General features: G+C 40.5%; 24 protein-coding genes. 7 read left to right on the top strand and 17 right to left on the bottom strand.

What is annotated here, in order from left to right; all coding sequences use genetic code 11:
- Nucleotides 1-47 precede the first annotated feature (47 nt).
- Complete coding sequence (locus FTV37_RS07570) at nucleotides 48-1,790, bottom strand: FAD-dependent monooxygenase (protein ID WP_180063431.1); 1,743 nt, start codon at nucleotides 1,788-1,790, stop codon at nucleotides 48-50.
- A 156-nt stretch (nucleotides 1,791-1,946) separates the two neighbouring features.
- Between FTV37_RS07570 and FTV37_RS07565 the strand changes: the two genes are divergently transcribed.
- Together FTV37_RS07565 and FTV37_RS07560 are read left to right on the top strand one after the other, a co-directional pair.
- On the top strand, nucleotides 1,947-2,828 hold the full coding sequence (locus tag FTV37_RS07565; protein ID WP_180063430.1) for a LysR family transcriptional regulator: 882 nt from the start codon (nucleotides 1,947-1,949) through the stop codon (nucleotides 2,826-2,828).
- Nucleotides 2,829-2,843: 15 nt separating this feature from the next.
- Nucleotides 2,844-3,161, top strand: coding sequence for an NGG1p interacting factor NIF3 (locus FTV37_RS07560; RefSeq protein ID WP_180063429.1), 318 nt, complete (start codon nucleotides 2,844-2,846; stop codon nucleotides 3,159-3,161).
- Between the two features lie 208 nt (nucleotides 3,162-3,369).
- Here FTV37_RS07560 and FTV37_RS07555 read toward each other — a convergent pair whose 3' ends face one another.
- Together FTV37_RS07555 and FTV37_RS07550 are read right to left on the bottom strand one after the other, a co-directional pair.
- A complete protein-coding gene (locus FTV37_RS07555; RefSeq protein ID WP_180063428.1) occupies nucleotides 3,370-4,143 on the bottom strand; it encodes a nitroreductase family protein in 774 nt (257 codons plus the stop codon).
- Between the two features lie 96 nt (nucleotides 4,144-4,239).
- Nucleotides 4,240-5,040 (bottom strand): enoyl-CoA hydratase-related protein, encoded by an 801-nt coding sequence (locus tag FTV37_RS07550; RefSeq protein ID WP_078192396.1) that lies wholly within the window; start codon nucleotides 5,038-5,040, stop codon nucleotides 4,240-4,242.
- A 106-nt stretch (nucleotides 5,041-5,146) separates the two neighbouring features.
- On the opposite strand from FTV37_RS07550, the gene FTV37_RS07545 reads away from it, so the two are divergent.
- Both FTV37_RS07545 and FTV37_RS07540 read left to right on the top strand, forming a co-directional pair.
- Nucleotides 5,147-5,716, top strand: coding sequence for a nicotinate-nicotinamide nucleotide adenylyltransferase (locus FTV37_RS07545; RefSeq protein WP_180063427.1), 570 nt, complete (start codon nucleotides 5,147-5,149; stop codon nucleotides 5,714-5,716).
- Nucleotides 5,717-5,802: 86 nt separating this feature from the next.
- Nucleotides 5,803-6,369, top strand: coding sequence for a YceI family protein (locus FTV37_RS07540; protein ID WP_180063426.1), 567 nt, complete (start codon nucleotides 5,803-5,805; stop codon nucleotides 6,367-6,369).
- Between the two features lie 17 nt (nucleotides 6,370-6,386).
- Here FTV37_RS07540 and FTV37_RS07535 read toward each other — a convergent pair whose 3' ends face one another.
- Entirely contained in the window at nucleotides 6,387-7,274 is an 888-nt protein-coding gene (locus FTV37_RS07535) for a LysR family transcriptional regulator ArgP (RefSeq protein ID WP_180026887.1), read from the bottom strand.
- A 138-nt stretch (nucleotides 7,275-7,412) separates the two neighbouring features.
- Here FTV37_RS07535 and FTV37_RS07530 point away from each other — a divergent pair, with 138 nt between their 5' ends.
- Nucleotides 7,413-8,012 (top strand): LysE/ArgO family amino acid transporter, encoded by a 600-nt coding sequence (locus tag FTV37_RS07530; protein WP_180063425.1) that lies wholly within the window; start codon nucleotides 7,413-7,415, stop codon nucleotides 8,010-8,012.
- A 59-nt stretch (nucleotides 8,013-8,071) separates the two neighbouring features.
- Here FTV37_RS07530 and FTV37_RS07525 read toward each other — a convergent pair whose 3' ends face one another.
- The 5 genes from FTV37_RS07525 to dapD form a co-directional block, all read right to left on the bottom strand.
- A complete protein-coding gene (locus FTV37_RS07525) occupies nucleotides 8,072-8,530 on the bottom strand; it encodes a peroxiredoxin (RefSeq protein WP_180026885.1) in 459 nt (152 codons plus the stop codon).
- Nucleotides 8,531-8,665: 135 nt separating this feature from the next.
- Nucleotides 8,666-9,073, bottom strand: a complete 408-nt coding sequence (locus FTV37_RS07520; protein WP_078192024.1) for a hypothetical protein — start codon at nucleotides 9,071-9,073, stop codon at nucleotides 8,666-8,668.
- A 13-nt stretch (nucleotides 9,074-9,086) separates the two neighbouring features.
- Nucleotides 9,087-9,758 (bottom strand): 7-cyano-7-deazaguanine synthase QueC, encoded by a 672-nt coding sequence (queC, locus tag FTV37_RS07515; protein ID WP_078190349.1) that lies wholly within the window; start codon nucleotides 9,756-9,758, stop codon nucleotides 9,087-9,089.
- Nucleotides 9,759-9,787: 29 nt separating this feature from the next.
- Nucleotides 9,788-10,498: a 7-carboxy-7-deazaguanine synthase QueE gene (gene queE, locus FTV37_RS07510; protein ID WP_180063424.1), complete on the bottom strand. Its 711-nt coding sequence runs from the start codon at nucleotides 10,496-10,498 to the stop codon at nucleotides 9,788-9,790.
- Nucleotides 10,499-10,611: 113 nt separating this feature from the next.
- A complete protein-coding gene (dapD, locus tag FTV37_RS07505; protein WP_078190347.1) occupies nucleotides 10,612-11,433 on the bottom strand; it encodes a 2,3,4,5-tetrahydropyridine-2,6-dicarboxylate N-succinyltransferase in 822 nt (273 codons plus the stop codon).
- 373 nt (nucleotides 11,434-11,806) lie between these two features.
- Between dapD and carO the strand changes: the two genes are divergently transcribed.
- Nucleotides 11,807-12,520 (top strand): ornithine uptake porin CarO, encoded by a 714-nt coding sequence (gene carO, locus FTV37_RS07500; RefSeq protein ID WP_180063423.1) that lies wholly within the window; start codon nucleotides 11,807-11,809, stop codon nucleotides 12,518-12,520.
- Nucleotides 12,521-12,577: 57 nt separating this feature from the next.
- On the opposite strand, the gene FTV37_RS07495 is transcribed toward carO, so the two are convergent.
- The 8 genes from FTV37_RS07495 to FTV37_RS07460 all read right to left on the bottom strand — a co-directional run bounded on the left by FTV37_RS07495 (nucleotide 12,578) and on the right by FTV37_RS07460 (nucleotide 20,638).
- The gene (locus tag FTV37_RS07495; RefSeq protein ID WP_180063422.1) at nucleotides 12,578-13,792 is read right to left on the bottom strand and encodes an OmpP1/FadL family transporter; all 1,215 of its coding nucleotides are present in this window, start codon (nucleotides 13,790-13,792) and stop codon (nucleotides 12,578-12,580) included.
- 153 nt (nucleotides 13,793-13,945) lie between these two features.
- Nucleotides 13,946-14,869 (bottom strand): CysB family HTH-type transcriptional regulator, encoded by a 924-nt coding sequence (locus FTV37_RS07490; RefSeq protein ID WP_180003268.1) that lies wholly within the window; start codon nucleotides 14,867-14,869, stop codon nucleotides 13,946-13,948.
- Nucleotides 14,870-14,925: 56 nt separating this feature from the next.
- Nucleotides 14,926-15,987 carry a sulfate/molybdate ABC transporter ATP-binding protein gene (locus FTV37_RS07485; protein ID WP_180063421.1) on the bottom strand — a complete coding sequence of 354 codons (1,062 nt, stop codon included), beginning with the start codon at nucleotides 15,985-15,987 and terminating at the stop codon, nucleotides 14,926-14,928.
- 11 nt (nucleotides 15,988-15,998) lie between these two features.
- Nucleotides 15,999-16,886, bottom strand: a complete 888-nt coding sequence (gene cysW / locus FTV37_RS07480) for a sulfate ABC transporter permease subunit CysW (protein ID WP_180063420.1) — start codon at nucleotides 16,884-16,886, stop codon at nucleotides 15,999-16,001.
- The gene (gene cysT / locus FTV37_RS07475) at nucleotides 16,883-17,716 is read right to left on the bottom strand and encodes a sulfate ABC transporter permease subunit CysT (protein WP_180063419.1); all 834 of its coding nucleotides are present in this window, start codon (nucleotides 17,714-17,716) and stop codon (nucleotides 16,883-16,885) included. The genes cysW and cysT overlap by 4 nt, the downstream gene beginning before the upstream one ends.
- An 85-nt stretch (nucleotides 17,717-17,801) precedes the next feature.
- Nucleotides 17,802-18,407, bottom strand: coding sequence for an alpha/beta hydrolase (locus tag FTV37_RS07470; RefSeq protein WP_180063418.1), 606 nt, complete (start codon nucleotides 18,405-18,407; stop codon nucleotides 17,802-17,804).
- Nucleotides 18,408-18,440: 33 nt separating this feature from the next.
- Nucleotides 18,441-19,454, bottom strand: coding sequence for a sulfate ABC transporter substrate-binding protein (locus FTV37_RS07465; RefSeq protein WP_180063417.1), 1,014 nt, complete (start codon nucleotides 19,452-19,454; stop codon nucleotides 18,441-18,443).
- A gap of 176 nt (nucleotides 19,455-19,630) precedes the next feature.
- Nucleotides 19,631-20,638 carry a sulfate ABC transporter substrate-binding protein gene (locus FTV37_RS07460; protein WP_180063416.1) on the bottom strand — a complete coding sequence of 336 codons (1,008 nt, stop codon included), beginning with the start codon at nucleotides 20,636-20,638 and terminating at the stop codon, nucleotides 19,631-19,633.
- 161 nt (nucleotides 20,639-20,799) lie between these two features.
- Here FTV37_RS07460 and pabC point away from each other — a divergent pair, with 161 nt between their 5' ends.
- Nucleotides 20,800-21,609 carry an aminodeoxychorismate lyase gene (pabC, locus tag FTV37_RS07455; protein WP_180063415.1) on the top strand — a complete coding sequence of 270 codons (810 nt, stop codon included), beginning with the start codon at nucleotides 20,800-20,802 and terminating at the stop codon, nucleotides 21,607-21,609.

Here is a 21,609-nt window from a genome sequence, read left to right as displayed (position 1 = left end):
ATCAAATATTAAAATTTGATTTGATGATTGACTGTTAATGATTCTATTTAAATCATTAACTGAATCTGCTTTAAGACAGCCTTCAACGTATTTTCATAATCAAAAGCAGCATTAGTACTGTCTTGGTATCGCCAAGCGACATAACCATCTGGACGGACTAATACTGCACCTGATTCATGGATTTCAGATTTCGCATTCCATGTGCCATACACATCACGGTATTCACGAGAACCAATTTGAATCACATCTAAATAAGGTAGATTCAAAGATTCGGTAGCAGTTTTCCAACCTTTGCCTGAAAGACCTGTCAGTAGGGTAAAGCGACCATGCCCAGTAATATCTAAGGTTGATTGCTTATCACCTTTGGCATCAATAATCCAAGTATGTGGAACTTTTGCCCCCGGACGTGTGGTCGCTTGTAAGTACAGTTGTTGATCTTTGGCAAAGATCTCAGGCTCAGATTCAGCAATCATGGCATTGGATGTATAGCGCTGATTCAACTCTACACCTTGGGCATTAAATTCAAAGTTTTTAATTTCTAAGGCTTGATATAGCTTTTGGCGAATTTCTGCAGCTTGTTCATCTTCCGCAAAAATACGTTGCATCATTTGAGCTTGAGTTGTGATGCCTTGGTCAAAACCAAATACCTCTTTGAGATGCTTATAGTCAAAGCGAGATTGATTGGCACGCGCCACGATTTGCTTGCCGACAGGCGCACGCTCTAATGTATAAGAATCAAGTAGAGCAGGAGTAGCCCAACCTTTGATGGCATACGCTAATTTCCAACCGAGGTTAAAGGCATCTTGCATACAGGTATTTGAACCTAAGCCACTTGATGGTGGATGACGATGCACCGCATCACCGCCGCAGAATACACGACCTTTTGAATATTCGGTTGCCCATGTTTGGTTCACATACCAATAAGACAATTTTTGAATTTCGACATTTTCTACTTCAGCACCGACAAAGGCATTTAAACGCGCACGAACTTGCTCTTCGGTGACTTGTGGTTCGCCTTTGGAAATATCAAAGCCCCAACCCATAATCCATTCATTCCAAGGTGTAATGGCACGGAGTAAGCCCATGCCCAGATCACCAAAGCTCGCTTCAGGGTTAACAATCCATTGCAAAATAGCAGGGCGGTTTTTCACATATTGAGAGAGATCTGCTTTAAACGTGACATAGACTGTACCTGCGCGAGACATCACCCCTTCCAGGGGTAAATCAAGCTGTTCAAGGACTTTGGATTTTGCCCCATCCATACCGACCAAATATTTGGCACGTAAGCTGAATTCAGTATTTGTAATACGATTTAAAAAGGTTGCTGTTACACCATGCTCATCTTGCACATGGGACAAATATTCAGTATTAAAATTATAAATTGCACCACGTTCAGCCGCATTTTTTACCAACAAAGCTTCCATTTTCGGCTGAATGAGATCGACCAATGGACAAGGACTGCCTTTAATATAATCGCCATGACGTTCATCACCGGTTCCCCAAGCACTCATACGGGCAATTTCTTCACCGACAAGGCTCGTGGTAATGAGGCTTTCACCCATCTGTTCCCAAGGCGTTGCAATTTTTTTGACCTGTTCTTCGATACCTAAGTCACGCAACACTTCCATCGCACGTTGGTTGGTAATATGGGCACGCGGACTATTGGCTAACCAATTAAATTGGGTAAAAAGCTGAACCTGTATGCCGTAATTTGCCAAGGCCAAACCTAAAGTAGAACCTGCAGGCCCTGTGCCAATAATCAGAACATCGGTATCGAATTGCTGTGTCATACAAAACTCCATGTGTATGTGAAGCGCAAACTTGGAATAGTCCGAAGTCTAGGCAAATGATTTTCCGAGTAGAATGGATATTCATATAAACTATAGATCTATTGGTATTTTGACTGCATGACACGGGTGATGTAGTAAGTATGTGGAGTGAAGCGAATGGAATTACGACATTTACGTTATTTTGTGACGGTGGCGAAAGAACAGAGCTTTACCAAGGCAGCGGAAAAACTATTTACAGCACAACCATCGCTTAGTCAGCAAATTAAAGACTTAGAGCAAGAGGTTGGGGTGCAATTATTTGAACGTTCTGCTCGCAAAGTTTTACTGACCGATGAAGGGCAGGCTTTTCTGAAATATTCCGAGCAAGCACTAGAAAATGCCAAACAAGCTGTAGCTGCAGCTCGCCACGTGGCGCAAGCCAAAAATAATCAAATACATATTGGCTTTTTAAATGTCGCAGAATTGAAAATTATGCCGAGTATTTTGGCGCAATTAAAACAACATATCCCTGATTTAAAAATTCATTTACATAGCTTGACGTGTACAGAGCAAATCCAAAAACTTAAAAATACCGAATTGGATATTAGCTTTACTCGTCATCACTTAATTCATGACGACTTCACCAATATTCAGGTTTTAAGTGAGCAGATTTATCTAGTCGGTGCAGCGCATTTGCATCCATCAGATCGCATCTTAAAACTTCAAGAGTTAAAAAATCACACCATTATTATGTGTGAACAAAATGCTTCTCCTGTGTTTTACGATACCTTAAATGCCTTGATTCCTTTTGATCAGCAACAACATGATCACATGCTGTGGGTGACCAATGTCATGCAGCATTTAAATTTGATTAATATGGGTATGGGGCTGAGTTTTGTGCCCGAATATTTACTGAAGTTTTTAAATGATTCGGTCAAAGTCATTCAAACAGATATGGAATTACCGAAACTAGGTTTATATGCTACCTATCCGCATGCATCGAATAATACGGCATTGAAAATGATTTGCAGTGCTTTAAATGATGTGACTGCACAATAGCGTCTGGAATAGTCAATGTTAAAACTAATTTATTATGTACCTGAGTCTCACCTAGAGTCGACTAAACTGGCCGTATTTGAAGCAGGAGCAGGTGGTATAGGCAACTATGAACACTGTGCTTGGCAAGTTTTAGGGAAGGGGCAATTTAAACCTGTAAAAGGTGCAAATCCATTTATTGGTGAGTTGGAGCAGCTAGAGTCTATCCCTGAATGGCGAGTGGAAACCATCGTGCCTGAAGAAAAGGCAAGTGCGGTAGCGAGGGCTTTAAAAGCAAGTCATCCTTATGAAGAGCCGGCATTTGAGTTTATTCAAATGGTGGATATTCAATTTTAATGATGCTTTTAAATTTTTAAGTTATAGAAAAAAGTAGATACACGAAGGGTGACATGGATGTCACCCGTTAGACAGAGATTCAAGGATGAATCTTCTGTCTAACAAGGGATTTTGGTTACTTTGATCCTTCAAAGTAACGTAATACCTACGCGTTATAAACTAAAGTCACGTAGCTAATTGTGGTTGTGACTATTCTTTTGAAAGCAAATTATATCTTCTGAATAAACAGCTCACGGTCAAAACGATACTGCGGGAAGAACACACCATCTTTAGCACGTTCACCTGCACCAATCACCATCACTGGGTATTGCTGAGCATTTAATCCTAAAATTTTCTTCACCAAAGGTTCATCAAAACCTTCCATCATACAACTGTCAAAACCATAGGCACGTAAAGCCAAAACTAAGTTTTCACAAGCCAAGGCTGTAGTTTTGCTCGCCCAAAGTTTAGCATCGGCTTCATTAAATGCTGTTACAGGCAATTGTTTATCCAATGTCCGTGCAACTTTGAAAGCTACTTTCTTAAAGTTACCTAGTGCGTTTAAGTAACCTGTTTTATAGTTATAAGGAATAAACTTGTAATACTTTTGCACAGCTGCAGGTGCTTCAGGAAATGGGAATTCCGAAATATTACGCTTTGCCATTTCATCTACACGGTCGGTACGCGCGACACAGACAATCAATTCAGCAGCAGTTTTTGCAGCTAGTTGCCCTAGGCAAGCTTTCACTAATTGTTTTTTCTTTGTAGGGTTTTGAACGACGTAGAATGTCCACGGTTGTAAATTCGATGAATTGGGTGCAAGTAAGGCGAGGTCTAAGCATTCATCTAAAACATCGTTTGGAATGGCCTTGTCGGTAAACTTACGTACAGAACGACGGCTTTGTACAATTTTTTTAAAATTCTCGATATCGATGCCTTCAGGCGCAGGCTCGTAGTAGCGTTTCTTTTCAGGTTTAGTTTCAGTTTGTGATGCTGCAGTCATGTGGAAACATCCAGTTTTTAAATTTAGAAAATAGATTGGGGCTAAGATGAAAAAAACCACCCAAATATGAGTGGTTTTTTACGTTCCATTAAAACATTAATTGAACTGAGAGAAGTCAGGTTTGCGTTTTTGCATAAAGGCTGCAACAGCTTCCATCATTTCTGGAGAACCTACTCGATCCATGAAAATCTCAGCTTCATGGTCAATCCATGCCACGATTTCATCTACATTATGTTTCATTAATGCTTTTGATTGAACCAAAGACGCTAGTGGAAGTGCAGATAACTGTGCTGCTTTTTTCGCAGCTGTCGCATAAGCATCTTCTTCAATGCTATTGACCAAATTTGCTGAAAGCGCTGTCGCACTATCAAACTTCTGAGCAGTTAACAGTAATTCCGCCGCTTTATGGTAGCCGGCTTGTTGAACCAATAGCTTGCTCGATGCACCTTCAGGCGATAGACCAAGGCTCACAAACGGAATTTGGAATAGGGCAGTATTGTCGCTGTAGACAAGATCGCAATGAAGCAGAATCGTAACACCAATCCCAATGGCAACACCGCGAACCGCAGCGATCAGCGGCTTAGAAAATTGAGCAGCAGATTTTAATAAAATGAACGGTGCGCCTTCAGAAGCTGGAGCTTGCCCTTTTTGAGCAGCAGATTTCATAAAATCTTGCATGTCATTGCCCGCACTGAAGTCAGCATCTTGACCACGGAGTACAACTACACGCACTGAAGTATCTTGATCAGCTTCATCTAATGCTTTTGCAATCCACAGATATAATTCTGTATACAGCGCGTTCTTCGCCTGAGGTCGGTTAATGGCTAAGGTCAGTACGCCATTGTCCAAATTCGCATTCAAATGTTCATGGGGTTGTTGAATACAGCTCAGTGTCATCGTACTATCCTTGCGTAAAAGTTTCGTTTTGATTTTATGCTCGACATTATGTCGCATATTTCAGCCTGTGGCACAACTGCTCAGTTCATAAAAAGTTTGATTTGATATGAAATATACATTTGATTATTTGGTTTTCATTGGGCGTTTTCAGCCGTTCCATTTAGCGCATTTGCAAACCATTAAAATTGCCTTACAACAAAGTCAATATGTGCTTTTAGCACTGGGTTCGGCGCAAAATGAACGTAATATCAAAAATCCATTTTTGGCCGTAGAACGTGAGCAGATGATCCTGTCGAATTTTTCAGAGCAAGATCAGAAGCGAATCAAGTTTGTGCATGTGATAGATGTATATAACGATGAAAAATGGCAAAAGTTAGTCAAATCTTTGGTGAATGATGTAATTGAAACGAATGCAAAAGTCGGTTTGATCGGGCATTTTAAAGATGATTCTTCTTATTATTTAAAATTCTTCCCAGAATGGGAAATGGTTGAGCTGGATAGTCTAGAAGGGGCGATTTCTGCGACACCAGTACGTGAAGCGTATTTTCGTGGTGAAATTGAACGAGATGCCTTTCCTCAAGGTACCATTGATTTTTTGCAAAAATTTCAACAGACAGACATTTATAAACAACTTCAACACAAATTTATGACTCAGGATAAAACAAATCTGCTATAAAAAAACGCTAAAGTTCTAGCACCACAATGGAGTAAAAAAATAAACATTGTAGTGCTTTTAGGCTGTGTTTTATTCAGGAGAAAAACATGAGTTTGCGTCAGGGAACGTTTGCAAAATATATGGGAGGCTTAGCACTATGCTGTGTATTGCCTCTACATGCTGCTGAATGGACGCTAACGCCTAATAGTCAGGTCACTTTTGGTATTAAATCTGTGGGGCTGTCGATTGTTGAAGGGCGCTTTAATAAGGTTCAGTCGAACCTTAAGTTTGATCCTGAAATTCCACATAAAGGTTCAGCGCATTTACTGTTAGATGTAGATAGCATTAGTTTTAGTAACCCAAGCTTAAAGGGATTAATCTTGGGAAGTGAATATTTTGATGCCGCTGAATTTAAGCAAGTGAAGTTTGTCAGTAAACAAATCGAACCCGTGGCTTATGCGAAATATATGATTCGAGGGGATCTGACCATTCGTGGTATCACTAAACCTGTGATCTTCGATACTACACTTACCCCAAGTCCGCAAAATCCAAAAGTGTTGGATGTTCAATCTTTAGCAACCATTAAGCGTAGTGATTTTGGTATGCGTAAAGCACTCGGTGGAGTTGGTGAGCAAGTACTGATTCAGCTCAAAGGCCAATGGCGGCTTGAATAACCGCAGTCTTACAGGGTTTAACACATATGATCTTTGGCATGTTGCAGCACAACAGCAGTCAATTTTTGTAATTGAACAGATTGTTGGTTCCAGTGATGCCAATACAAGGCTAAATCAATACTGAGTTCTGTTGAAAGCTCTATCAATTTTCCCTCTGCCAATAAGTCTTTGCTTTGATAGTCGGGTAACCATCCATAGCCCAAGCCCATCGTAATGGCATCAAAAAATGCCGTTGAAGAGGGAATGAAATGATGTGGATATTGTGAAGGATTGAGTCCGAAATTTTTCTGAATCGATTGCGTATGTAGGTCATCTTTCTCATTAAAAATCAGTGCAGGCGCAGCCCTTAACGCATTTCGCGTCACGCCTTGACCGAACCATCTTTGTATAAAATCAGGGGTTGCTACAAAGCGATAATGCATTTCACCCAGATATTCTGCGACGCAGCCTTTCATGGCTTCTGATTCTGTTGTGACACAGGCATTGACCAGTCCTGCTTCTAATAAATGATGTGTTTGTGACTGATCATCGACCTGAAAATGAATCACGATTTTTTCTTCAATTAAGAGATCTTTGAGTAGCGGAAGCAGCCATGTCGCAAGTGAGTCAGCATTGGTTGCAATATTGACTTGATAGAAAGCATTCGCCGTTTGTCCTGTTAGATTTTGCAGAAAATTATGTTCTAGTAATTTGCTGTGTTGTAAATAATGCAATAAAGATTGGCCTGCGAGTGTTGGGCGGCAGGGCCGTTCACGCACAATGAGCACATGACCTAATTTCTTTTCTAAGGTTTGTAGCCTGAGCGTGACCGCAGATGCCGTAATATTTAAACGCAGTGCCGCTTGTTCAAAGCTTCCTGTTTCTGCAACCGCAAGAAATGCTTCACTATGTTTGCTTTGTAACATGAGTCACCTACGAGTATTAGAAATTACATAAACTAAGAAAAACTTAGTTATATTGATATTTATTTATAAATACTTATTTTTAGCAATAAGCTTAGATAATAGCAAGATTCATTTAAAGCTTTGAAAGTGTAGTTAAAAATGTTGCACAGTTATATGCAAGGGCTCGCAATTGGATTTAGCCTAATTATCGCGATTGGTGCGCAAAATGCGTTTATTCTCAAGCAAGGGTTAAAAAAGCAGTATGTCTTTTGGCTCTGCGCTATTTGTGCTGCTTCTGATTCGATACTCATCTTATTGGGAGTGCTCGGATTCTCCCAATTGGTTGAAAGTCATCCGGAAATTGTCAATGCAGCGAAATATTTGGGCGCAACGTTTTTAGCAGTTTATGGGGTACAGCATTTTCTGCAAGCCTTTAAAACTTCGAGCAGTTTAGCGCCCAGTGAGAAGAATGAAACCAAACTATTGAAGTTGATACTGATTTGCTTGGCTTTAACGTGGTTAAATCCACATGTGTATCTCGATACGGTTGTGCTGATTGGGTCTATTTCAACGAAGTTTGAATCGACAGCCGTATATTTTGCGATTGGGGCAATTACAGCTTCATGGGTGTTTTTCTTTGTCCTTGGATTTGGCGCGCGCTATTTATTACCGCTCTTCCAGAGTGCAAAGGCATGGAAAATTTTAGACTTTATTATTGGCGTTGTGATGTGCGGAATTGCAATTTCATTATTGCTCTAGTTAGATGACCTCATTAAATTTGAGCCCATTCCTATAGGAGCAGGCTCAAATCATTACTGTTATGCTGCTTGTAGTGCTTTTAAATCTTCTAAGACTTGTTCTGCATGGCCTGCAGCTTTGACTTTACGATATTCTTTTACCAGCTTTCCATTATGGAAAATAAAGGTTGAACGTTCGATGCCCATAACCTTTTTGCCATACATATTTTTTTCTTTAATCACGTCAAAATGCTGACATAGCACTTCTTCTTTATCACTGATTAAATCAATGCTTAGATTTTGCTTTTCAGTGAAGTTTTGATGGGCTTTAACCGAGTCACGAGAAATGCCGTAGATTGGGGTATTAAGCGCATCAAACTGATCTTTTAAGCATGAAAACCCTATAGCTTGCGTCGTACATCCTGGTGTTGAATCTTTAGGGTAGAAGTAGATGATCAGCCAGTCATTATTTAGTTCTGCAAGGTTGACTTCACCTGAGGTGGTTGGGAAGGTTTGATTTGGTAAGCTAATTTCAGTCATGAAGATTTCCTTTTTCGTGTCTTATCCCTAAAGGGGCTTAAACAAAGTATGTGAAATATGACCATCATACAGAATTTACTTTGAACTTAAAGCAATAAAAAAGCCTGCATTTGCAGGCTTTTTTGAGACGAAAAATTATTTTTTCGCTTGAGCAGATTTCATTGCTTCTTCAGTTAAATTTTTTAATTTACCTGTTAACTGAGGACCGAAACATGCTTGAAGGTCTTTATTTTGTTTTTGAACAAAAGCGAGTGTTGCAGGGCTTTTCTTCTGGTTGATTGTGCTTTGGATTTCCCATTTTTGAGCATTGGTTAAACGACCATCTGCTTCAACAGCACAAGTACAGTATTTGCTAACTTCAGCGGCAGTTAGTTTTTTACCTTTGCCAGTTTCTTCTTTACAAACATTAATTAACGAAGATTTTACGTTAGTGCTCTTATATGCTTGTTGAAGCTTGTCGTTGTCAGCGTGTGCAACTGAAGCAAACAATGCAGCTGCAGAGAAAGCAGCAGAAAGAATAATGTTTGATTTTAAATTTTTCATAAACCCTACCTTGTTATTTCGGTATGTAACGTGTCGGATCTTCAACACCTGCGTCAACGAAACCTTGTTTACGAAGACGGCAGCTATCGCATTTACCGCAAGCACGACCTTGGTCATCTGCTTGATAGCAAGACACCGTTTGACTGTAGTCTACGCCATGTTCTATACCTAAGCGAATGATATTTGCTTTGGATAAATGTAACAGAGGTGTTTCAAATTTAAGTGGTTTTCCTTCAACGCCAACCTTTGTTGCAAGGCGAGCCATGTTGGCAAATGCTTCGATAAACTCTGGACGACAGTCTGGATAGCCTGAGTAATCAACCGCATTAATACCAATGACAATTGCTTCTGCACCAAAAACTTCCGCCGCAGCTAAAGCATATGACAAGAAAATCGTGTTACGCGCTGGTACATAAGTTACAGGAATACCGGCTTGTTCATGATCTGGTACTTCAATACTATGGTCCGTTAACGCAGAGCCACCTAAGTTACCTAAATCGATATTAATGACACGATGTTCTACACCAGCCTGCTTAGTTAACTCACGAGCAGCATCTAGTTCTGTCGTAGAACGTTGACCATACATAAAACTCAAGGCGATACATTCATAACGCGCTTGAGCCCAAGCTAAACAAGTGGTTGAGTCTAAGCCGCCAGACAATAAAACTATGGCACGAGGGCGCATATGCATTACTCCAAATAATTCTTTAAAACTTAACGACCAGTTTCATCGTTCCAAAGCAATTTATGTAACTGCAATTGAAAGCGAACAGGGAGATGGTCTTCTAAAATCCATTGTGCTAAATCACGTGCAAGTTGAGGTAAACGAACAGCGCCTTTTTCAACGGCAAAGGCCGGAGAGAACCAAATGGTGTTGACTTTTTCGTTTAGCTTATAGCGCTCAACTTGCTGTTTTGACCATTCATAGTCTTCACGGTTACAAATCACAAATTTGATTTGGTCGTGTTGAGTTAGATGATCGAAGTTGCTAAGCAAATTTCGTGCAACTTCACCCGAAGTTGGGGTTTTTAAATCCATAACCTTTGAAACACGTGGGTCAACTTTAGACACATCTAAAGCACCGCTGGTTTCTAAAGAGACTTCGCAGCCTAAATCGGCCAGACGAGTCATGAGGGGAAGGGCGTTCGGTTGAGCAAGCGGCTCACCACCTGTCACGCAAATATAAGGGGTTTTAAAATCTAAAGTAGTTTGAATAATTTCTTCTAATGATTGGCGTTCACCGCCTTCAAACGAATAGGTTGTATCACAATAAGTGCAACGTAACGGACAGCCCGTCAAGCGGATAAAGACCGTAGGCAAACCTGCGGTATTGGCTTCACCTTGCAATGAATAAAAAATCTCCGTAATACGTAAACCCGCAGACGGATCAGAAACAGGAATAGCGGAAGATCGAAGGGTACTCATAACAAAATTAACCAGATATAAAAAAACAAAAAATCTCTACGATCATTGCTAACCGTAGAGACGAGGAGCGATAGAGGCTCCACGGAACATGAATGCTCCGCTGAAATAAAGACTTAGTCTTCGCGTAATAATTCGTTCAAGCTTGTTTTCGCACGAGTTTTCGCGTCAACTTTTTTCACGATTACAGCAGCGTAGAGGCTGTATTTACCACATTTAGACGGCAAGCTGCCAGAAACCACAACAGAACCTGCAGGAACACGGCCGTAATGAATTTCGCCAGTTTCACGGTCATAAATCTTAGTTGATTGACCAATGAATACGCCCATTGAAATCACAGAACCTTCTTCTACGATTACACCTTCAACGATTTCAGAACGCGCGCCGATAAAGCAGTTGTCTTCAATGATTGTTGGGTTCGCTTGAAGTGGTTCAAGAACGCCACCAATACCAACGCCACCTGATAAGTGAACGTTTTTACCAATTTGAGCACATGAACCAACAGTTGCCCATGTATCAACCATCGTACCTTCGTCAACATATGCACCAATATTGACATATGAAGGCATCAATACAACATTTTTTGCTTGGAAAGAACCTTTACGTGCTACAGCAGGTGGTACTACACGTACACCAGCAGCTTTAAATTGTTCTTCAGTCCAGTCAGAGAACTTAGTGTCAACTTTGTCATAGAAGCGTAAGTCACAAGCTTCCATTGGCTTGTTGTCGTTCAATTTGAATGAAAGCAAAACGGCTTTTTTCACCCATTGATGAACAATCCATTCACCATCAATTTTTTCAGCAACACGTAATGTACCGTTATCTAGGCCAGCGATCACTTCTTCTACTGCTGCACGTACTTCAGCAGGACAGTCAGCTGCAGTGAAATTAGCACGGTCTTCAAACGCTTGTTCAATGATTGTTGAAAGCTGAGACATGTTCTTCCATCCAGAAAAAAATTTTCCAAGATTTTACACTAAATCGAGTCAAAAATAGATGGTAAATCGGCCTAGGATCGGAATTAATTATTAAGCAAGCACTAAATCCAAGAAACTAAGGGTGATGGATGTAGCACTTTCATAAAATTTGTATAAAAAATACGCAAAATATACAGAATTGTTCTCAAGCATCATTATTATGTTTAAAAAATCAAAGAAAAACTCTTTATTAATCAATATTAAAATCTAAATGTATCAAAAGTTAACAAAAAATCAGTAAATTTGCATAAAAGTTAAGCGAAGTTTCCTTTTAACATGTGCCATATAACAAGTCTGTAAAATCTGAATAACAGTTTATTTTGAGGAGAAACACATGAAATCATTACGTTTATTAACGGTAGCTGCTCTACTTACTGCTGCAGGTACTGCAATGGCAGATACCTCTGTAGTTCATGATGGCTATGCATTTGATCAAAACCAACTTATCCCAACTGGCGCTCGTCTAGAAGTGGGTACGACTGGTTATGGTGGTGCGTTACTTTGGACTGCGAACCCATACGTCGGCCTTGCATTAGGTTATAACGGTGGTGATATTTCATGGTCAGATGACTTATCTGTCGATGGCGTAAAATACGACATGGATATGGATAACAAAGTTGGTTACTTAAATGCAGAAGTTCGTCCTTGGGGTGCAAGTGCTAATCCATGGGCTCAAGGTCTTTATGTTGCTGCGGGTGTAGGTTATATCGACACTGAATATACGTTAGATAAGCGTCGTAAAGGTGATACACCAATTAAAATTGATGGTAAAGAAACTTCTTTCGAACGCCTAAACGGTAAAGTGTCTTACGATAACGATATCGCACCATACCTAGGTTTGGGTTTTGCACCAAAATTAAATAAAAACTGGGGCGTATTCGGTGAAGTAGGTGCTTATTACACTGGTAACCCAACTGCAAAATTAACGGCTGTTGGTGGTACTGCTGCTGACCGCGAATTACTTGCTGACCATGAACGTAGCATCGAACAAGATGACAAATATGAATGGCTTCCAGTAGGTAAAGTAGGTGTGAGCTACCATTGGTAAGTTCTTACTGAAACAAAAAACGAGCTTCGGCTCGTTTTTTTTGTTTTTAGAAAGCGTTTAAAATCTGTGACCAAATTTCAGACCATAGATCATGGCATCATTGTCTGAGACACTTGCAAGACCTGAAATATGAGATGTTTCAGTATTCGATGGTTTTGAGAGTTTCATATAATACAGGCCAGTCGCTAGAAAATTGTTCGGGTTAAATTTATACATCATACCTAAACCTAAACCTCGATAGCCATCACTTGGGTTTAAGGTAGACGCCGCATTTCCTGTCCCGTTGTCCCAAATAAACTCTGCAGCAGCGAGCCAACTCGGATTCAATTGATGTGCAATCCCTAACTTTCCTGACCATTGATCTTTCTGATATTCCACCAATTGGATATCAGCTAAATCACGGTATTGTGGATCGAGTGCTGCGTATTGAAGCACGGCATTAAACTGCGGTGGCTGAATGTTGAAATCTTTCCAATTAATCCAACGAACTGTGCCATATACAGCATTATGTGAGCTAACAGCTGTTTGAAATTCAAAATTGACGCTTTGTGGCGTTTGAATTGAGGTATGGGTGTCAAGTACTAATTGAAAAGGACCATTTGAATATAAAGTTGATTCAGAGGTCTTATTTTCATGTTTTATTTTTGAACGATAGGTTAGGCTAGTTTTAATAGCATATTCAGGGAGTTGATAACTGAATCCGAGCAGCCAACCAATCGCTTCATCTTGTTTAAAATCGGCATGGTAGCCATTGAGAGCAGCATATTGTTGCCCAGAAATTTTTAAATCACCTTTAAATGTTTGTAGGCTTAAACCGCTATAAATATTCCAATTATTATTGGGTTGATAGCCTACCAGTCCAGTTAGGTTATGCGTTCTAAAGTTAATATCGGCGCTTTCAATATCGATATTTGAGCTATCTGGTAAGCGAGGACTATATTGATAACTGATATCAGTATGAAAAGGTTGCTCATAAATTACTCCCGCAGAAATATTTTCATGTGGTTGAATTTTAAGTGCAAATTTCCCAGAAAATTGTTGATGAGCGAGATTCCCTGTAGAAAAATCAGTGATGCCCAATTCACTAATTAAGCCTTGATTCTGAACTTTGCCGTCAACTTGAGCATCGACATAAGCGAAACTGGCTTCAGTATAATTTCCGGGTTCAAGAAAGGCCGAGATCGATTGATCTGAGTTTTCTATTCCTGCTGCATACATGATCTGTATGGGGCAGACGATACCGACTGCCACTGCGACGAATTGATTTTTCATAAATATGGGTCGGAAGTAATAAGGTTTTAATTTTTATTGTGTTGGATGTATTTTAATCAAAATTAAAAATAAAGCCAAGAAAACTTAGATAAAATATGTGTTTACCAAAAAAAGAGGACAGTAGGTGTCCTCTTTAATTCGTCAATTGGCCTATCATTCTTCTGGGTAAGCCACTTTTTTCAACGCTTTGATGTCGGCATCTGGTGAGCATAAAGAAATAAACTCGTAGCCATAACCGCGTAGCAAATGTCCTTTGCGAACAGCAATCCAAGTGGTATTAACGCCAAAAATATCGGTAGGAATCTGTTTTAAACGGTAGTCACGTTCTGGGTCATATGCCACATCGTTGACAATACCAACCCCCATATTAAGTTCAACATAGGTTTTAATAACGTCTGCATCAAGTGCGGACATCACGATATCTACATTAAAGCCTGAATCTTCAAAAGCTTTATCAATTTTAGAACGACCCGTAAAACCACCGTGGTAAGTAATAATTGGATAGTTCGACAAATCTTCAATGGTGATATTTGATTTTTGGGTGAGTGGGTGCTCTTGTGGTGTGATGATACTGTGTTGCCAGTTATAGTAAGGCACACTTGCAAGGTTATCTTCGGTGGTTAACGATTCGGTTGCGATCCCAATATCCGCTTCACCTTGAAGGAGCATTTCTGTAATTTCAACAGGGCTTGCTTGTTGCAAAATTAGATGAACTTTTGGAAATTCTTTTTTAAATTGGTTCACAATCGGCGGCAAGACATAACGCGCTTGCGTATGTGTGGTCGCAATAGTCAATGTCCCTTCATCCACTTTGTTAAAGTCATCTGCTAGACGTTTAATATTGTCTGCATCCACGAGCATGCGTTCAACGATTCCCAATAAAGACTGGCCTGGTTCGGTTAAACCGAGTAGACGTTTACCTTTACGAATAAATAGCTGTACACCAAGTTCATCTTCTAGATCTTTGATGTGTTTACTCACGCCAGACTGCGAGGTGTAAAGTGCAGCAGACGCTTCTGTTAAATTAAAATTCTGACGTACGGTTTCTCGAATAATTCTTAATTGTTGGAAATTCATAATTTTATTTTACCTTAAAAGCAAGTGGGGCTTGTAAAGGCCCCCAACTTTTTGTTTTATGCAACTTGGTTTTCAAATAAATGCAAGTTCGTTGCACTTAACCATACTGTTTGATTTGGGCGGAATTGATGTGCTTTCGCTTCATCTGCCGTTAATGAAATTTCAATCAGATTGCCCTGACGGTCATGCAATTCAGCAATCACTTTACCTGCAATCCAAAGCTCACGTACAAAAGTTGCTTGGATAGCATTTTCTTGCGGCTGTGCATGAATGCGTAGTTCATCCGGACGAGCGAAGGCAATGACATTTCCTTGCGGCGCATTGGCGTTTTGTGGCAACAAAATTCGGTCTTCACCAATTTGAATGAGGCCATTGCTATTTTGACCTTCAAAACGGTTGGCTTGACCTAAAAAGTCAAATACAAACGGTGTTGCAGGTTTTTCATAAACTTCACGCGGCGAGCCAATCTGTTCTACGTTGCCTTTATTCATCACAATGATTTGATCGGCCACTTCAAGTGCCTCTTCTTGGTCATGGGTCACGAAAATAGAGGTGATGTGGAGTTCGTCATGCAAGGTACGTAACCAGCGGCGTAATTCTTTACGAACTTTGGCATCCAATGCACCAAAAGGTTCATCCAGTAATAACACGCGTGGTTCAACCGCTAAAGCACGTGCCAAGGCAATACGTTGACGTTGACCACCTGAAAGCTGAGCAGGGTAACGGTCAGCCAAGAAACCAAGCTGAACAAGATCAAGCAAACGAATAACACGTTTTTTGATTTCCGCTTCAGATGGACGTGTTGCACGTGGGCGTACACGTAAACCAAAAGCAATGTTGTCAAATACGGTCATGTGGCGGAACAGTGCATAATGCTGGAATACAAACCCAACTTCACGTTCACGGACATGAACTTTAGTGGCATCTTCACCTTCTAAAATCACTTGACCGCCATCGGCAGATTCAAGACCTGCAATGATACGGAGCAGGGTAGTTTTACCACAGCCTGATGGGCCGAGCAGCGCAACGAGCTGACCATCAGGGAAATCTAAAGAGATATTTTTAAGTGCATGGAATGCACCAAAGTGTTTTTCAATATTTTTTACTTGAATACTCATGAGGTCATTCCTTAAGAAACTTGTGAATCGTCTTTACGCTTGTCTTGTCGTTCCTGACGTAGTTCAACCCATGTTTTTAAAATCAGGGTCACAATCGCCAAGAGCGCTAATAGTGAAGACACAGCAAAAGCAGCACTAAAGGTATATTCGTTATAAAGGATTTCTACGTGTAGCGGTAAGGTGTTGGTTTCGCCGCGAATGTGACCTGAAACCACAGAAACAGCACCAAACTCACCCATTGCACGTGCATTACAGAGAATCACGCCGTAGATTAAGCCCCATTTGATATTTGGAAGTGTCACTTTCCAGAATGTCTGCCAGCCTGAAGCACCCAAGACGATTGCCGCTTCTTCTTCCTCAGTCCCTTGAGCTTCCATTAATGGAATCAACTCACGTGCCACAAAAGGAACGGTAATAAACACAGTGGCAAGGACAATGGCTGGAACGGCATATAAAATTTTGATGTCGTTATCCATCAGCCAGCCGCCTAACCAACCTTGAGTACCAAAAATCAATACCAACATTAAGCCAGCAATAACTGGAGAGACTGAAAATGGCATATCAATAATCGTGGTTAAAATAGATTTACCACGGAAATTAAACTTGGCAACAGACCATGCCGCAGCTACACCAAACACTACGTTTAGCGGTACGGCAATCACAGCGGTCAGTAAGGTCAGTTTCACTGCTGATAATGTGTCTGGATGAACCAGTGCTTGGAAGTAAACGCCAACACCTTGTTTAAAGGCTTCAACGAAAACCAAAACTAATGGCAGAATCAGGCAGCTTAAGAAGAAAATTAAAGCAATGATGATCAGGGTATAACGAACCCATGTCGGTTCACGTGTTGCATCACGCGACTGTAATTTTTCCGCAAGCGCATTACTATTCGTATTCATCGTGCAGTTCTCCCTGTACGGCGACTTGCCCATGCTTGAACCAAGTTAATTAAGAATAAAATGGCAAAAGAAATCACCAGCATCACCACTGCAATCGTGGTCGCGCCTGCATAATCATATTCCTCAAGACGAGAGATGATCATCAATGGGGCAATTTCAGTTTTGAAGGGTTGGTTACCTGCGATAAAAATCACCGAACCATATTCACCTACACCGCGAGCAAAGGCTAAAGCAAAACCTGTTAACAGTGCGGGAAATAGAATAGGTAAGATCACTTTGGTCACGATCTGAAAGCGATTTGCACCCAGTGCCGAAGCTGCTTCTTCAAGTTCAGTTTCTAGGTCGCTCAGTACAGGCTGTACAGTACGAACCACAAACGGAATACCAATAAAGATGAGGGCCAAGGTAATACCGATCGGGGTATATGCGACTTTAATGCCAATAGGTTCAAGGTACTGACCGATCCAACCAGTCGGTGCATATAACGAAGTTAATGCAATACCAGCAACGGCAGTTGGCAATGCAAAAGGTAAATCAACCAAAGCATCGACAATACGTTTACCCGGGAAGGTATAACGAACCAAACACCATGCTAAGAGCAAACCAAAAACTACATTGACTAACGCAGCAATAATGGCGGCACTAAAACTCAGTTGTAACGATTTTAAAATACGATCTGAGCTTAAAATCTCCCATAGTCCATCCCAACCGATACCTAAAGATTTAATAAATACGGCCGAAAGGGGAATGAGCACAATTAAGGATAAATACGCTAGGGTAAAGCCTAGAGAAAGACCAAATCCTGGCAGCACTCGGGATCGCTGCGACATGATGACTCCTCAAAATGAGAAAAGCTGACTTAAAAGGTCAGCAAAATTGAATAAATGATTTTGCGACAAGCTTAATGCTCAGTACTTAAAAAGCAAATTGAAATAAATACTTGTTTTCATCAGTAAAGCTGATATATTTCATGTGGTTTTCTGAAATTAAGTAATTGAAAATTTCAGGAAACGGCCCAAAACCTGATGCAACATTAATGTGTCCTACAGCGCCCATATTCACAGGGTAGAGCTTCCAAGCATCTGCAAGTTGTTTTGCATCTTCAAAGCCAAGCCAAGGATCATTTTCACTAATCAACATCGTTGTCGGCACACGAATACTCAGCTGATGAAAAAATGCTTTGTAATCCGTTGTACTGTCGCGTGCAAAGCCGTTTTCTCCAAAGCGAGCTGGATTGGCTGGCGCAACCAAAACTAAATTTTTGATTTTTTTATTGAGTTCTGGATGCAAGGCCAATGCTGCCACCGTGGTTAAACAACCAAAGCTATGCGCCACAATTTGAATTTCACCCTGTAATGGTCGTAAGGTTTGAACGAATTGTTTAATCCAGTCTTTTAGTACAGGGTGATTCCAGTCCTTTTGCTGAACACGAGAGCTAGACATGAGCTGACGTTGTAACCAAGATTGCCAATGCGCGTGTTCACTACCGCCTACTCCTGGGACAATTACTGTATGTGTCATGTCAAGTTCTCCTGATTCAGTCAATGACTGGTCTTATTTTCCGTTGTTGGCTTTAACGATTTGGTCAAACACGCCGCCATTTTCAAAGTGTGCTTTTTGGACTTTATCCCAACCACCAAATTCTTTATCAATGGTTACGAGTTTAAGTGGCTTAAAGACTGACGCGTATTGTGCAAGCGTTGTAGCGTTGCGTGGACGGTAAAAATTCTGAGCTGCGATTTGCTGACCACGTGGTGAATAAAGGAAGTTTAAATAACCTTTGGCTAAATAAAGATTGCCTTTTTTCTCCGCATTTTTTTCAAGAACAGCAACAGGTGGCTCAGCTAAAATTGAAAGTGAAGGGGTCACAATTTCAAACTTACCCGGTTGTTCACGAATCGCTAAATGTGCTTCATTTTCCCAAGCTAGTAATACATCACCAATGCCACGTTCAGCAAAGGTCGTAGTCGAACCACGTGCGCCTGAATCGAGTACTTTGGTGTTTTTATAAATCTTACGGACAAATTCTTGAGCCGTTGTATCATTACCACCCGTTTGATGTTTTGCCCAAGCCCATGCAGCTAGATAGTTCCAACGCGCACCGCCTGAAGTTTTCGGGTTTGGGGTAATAATACCTACGCCTGGTTTAACCAGATCGCCCCAATCTTTAATCGCTTTTGGGTTGCCTTTACGTACTAAGAACACAATGGTTGAGGTATATGGCGTTGAGTTTTGTGGAAGTTTCTTTTGCCAATCTGCAGGTAAAAGTTTGGCTTTTTCTGCAATCACATCAATATCCGCTGCAAGTGCTAAAGTCACCACATCGGCATCTAAGCCATCAATGACTGCACGTGCTTGTTTACCTGAACCACCGTGAGATTGTTTAAAATTAATTTTTTGACCTGTACGGCTTTCCCAATATTTACTGAAGTCTTTATTCACACTTTCATAGAGTTCACGCGTTGGGTCGTAAGATACGTTTAAAAAGTCTTTTGCAGCTGCGCCAAAAGAAACTGTCGAGATGACGGCAGCAAGAACACCCAATTTAAATTTTGCGGAAATACTCATGTGAACCTCAATAATTTTTACTTTGTCTGTAACATGGGTGAAGAATAGCGCCAATCTTTATGCATAAAAAATAATTAAAAACGAATTTTATATGAATAAAAAAGATAACAGACGTATCTACGAAAAAAAAGCATCGACCTTATGCGAAAGGAAGATGCTTTTCGCTATTTAAAGCATTATTTGGAATTATTGGTCTTCACGATTTGGTCAAAGACGCCACCATTTTCAAAATGTTTTTTCTGTACTTTGCTCCAGCCGCCAAACTCTTTATCTATAGTCACTAATTTTAAAGGTTTAAAAACATTTTTATATTTTGCCAGTACCGCAGCATTACGTGGACGATAATAGTTCTGTGCTGCAATGGTTTGACCTGCAGGTGAGTACAGATAATTTAAATACGCTTTGGCTAAATTTTCATTGCCATCCTTCTTGGCATTTTTTTCTACTATCGCAACAGGCGGCTCGGCCAAGATAGAAAGTGAAGGGGTCACGATCTCAAACTTACCCGGCTGTTCACGAACTGCCAAATGTGCTTCATTTTCCCAAGCCAATAACACGTCACCAATACCACGTTCAGCGAATGTAGTTGTTGCACCACGAGCACCTGAGTCGAGGACTTTGGTTTGCTTATAAATTTGACGGACAAATTCTTGGGCTTTTGCATCATTACCACCTGCTTGATGTTTGGCCCAAGCCCACGCTGCTAGATAGTTCCAGCGCGCACCACCCGATGTTTTTGGGTTCGGGGTAATAATGTCGACACCCGGTTTAATTAAATCGCCCCAGTCTTTGATGCCTTTCGGGTTGCCTTTATGCACTAAGAACACAATAGTCGATGTATACGGCGTTGAGTTTTGCGGAAATTTCTTTTGCCAGTCTTTTGCAACTAAACCACGTGCAGCAATTTCATCAATATCTGCAGCCAAGGCCAAAGTGACGACATCGGCATCTAGACCATCAATAACAGCACGAGCCTGTTTACCTGATCCACCATGAGATTGTTTAAAGTTAATGTCTTGGCCTGTGGTTTTTTTCCAGTAAACACTAAAGTCTTTATTGAAGTTGTCATACAATTCACGGGTTGGATCATATGACACATTTAAGAAATCTTTGGCAGATGCACTGAATGCTGTGGCAGAAATGAATGCAGCCAAAACCCCAAGTTTTAATTTAGATAGATTCATGTTGTCCTCAATTTTTATACATGTTTTGTTGGATGAGGCAAGAATATCTGTAGTTTTAATGCAGAAAAAATAATTAAAAAAGAATTTAATATGAACAAAAAAGAAATATATGCTGAACGATTATTTTTTAAAATAAAGTGATGTAATTGGGATGACGATGTATGCAGTGTTTTAAAAATGCGCAGCAAATAGAACAAGTTAATTTACTTGATCGCGCCTTTCACTATGGCGATGGCTGTTTTAGCACGGCACGTATTCGCCAAGGACAAATAGAACTTTTAGCTTTGCATATTGCACGATTAAAACTGAGTAATGAGCGATTAAAGCTAAATGCAGATTTAAGCCTCATTGAAGACACTCTAAAATTGTTACGTAAACAAGATGTCGTCAATGGCACTTTGAAGATTGTGTTGAGTCGTGGTATCGGTCAGCGTGGCTATAGTTTACCTGAGCATCCAGCAGATGTTTGGGTGTTTTATTACCCCAAAGCTGTTGCAGATTTTGAGTACGAAAATGTCGAAAGTGGTGTATTACATCAAGCCATTGGGTTAACCATGCCAAGTTTGGTGGGCTTGAAGTCCTTAAATCGATTAGAACAAGTCATGCTCAAAGCAGAGTTGGATCAAACCCCATGGGGGGAAGCTTTGGTGACGGATGTGCAAGGTACAGTTGTCGAAGGTGTGAGCAGTAATTGTTTTATTCGTACAAATGAAGGATGGATTACGCCCGAACTTCGTTATAATGGCGTGCATGGTGTCATGCGTGCAGAAATTTTAAAACGGATGCAGCAGCATCAGATTCCATGTACTCAACGTCACGTCAATATGGATGAAATTACGCATTTTCAGAGTGTTTTTTTCTGCAATGCTTTAAGTCCCATGAAAATTGCATCAACTCTGAATGGAGTTGAGTTAGATGTTCAAGCTTGTATTGAACTTTTCCGAACACTTCAATTAAGTCAGATTCGTTAA

Source organism: Acinetobacter sp. YH16042, assembly GCF_013417245.1.
GTDB lineage: Bacteria > Pseudomonadota > Gammaproteobacteria > Pseudomonadales > Moraxellaceae > Acinetobacter > Acinetobacter amyesii.
Note: the sequence above shows the minus strand (reverse complement) of the source record. Positions and strands in the feature narration are given on the sequence as shown.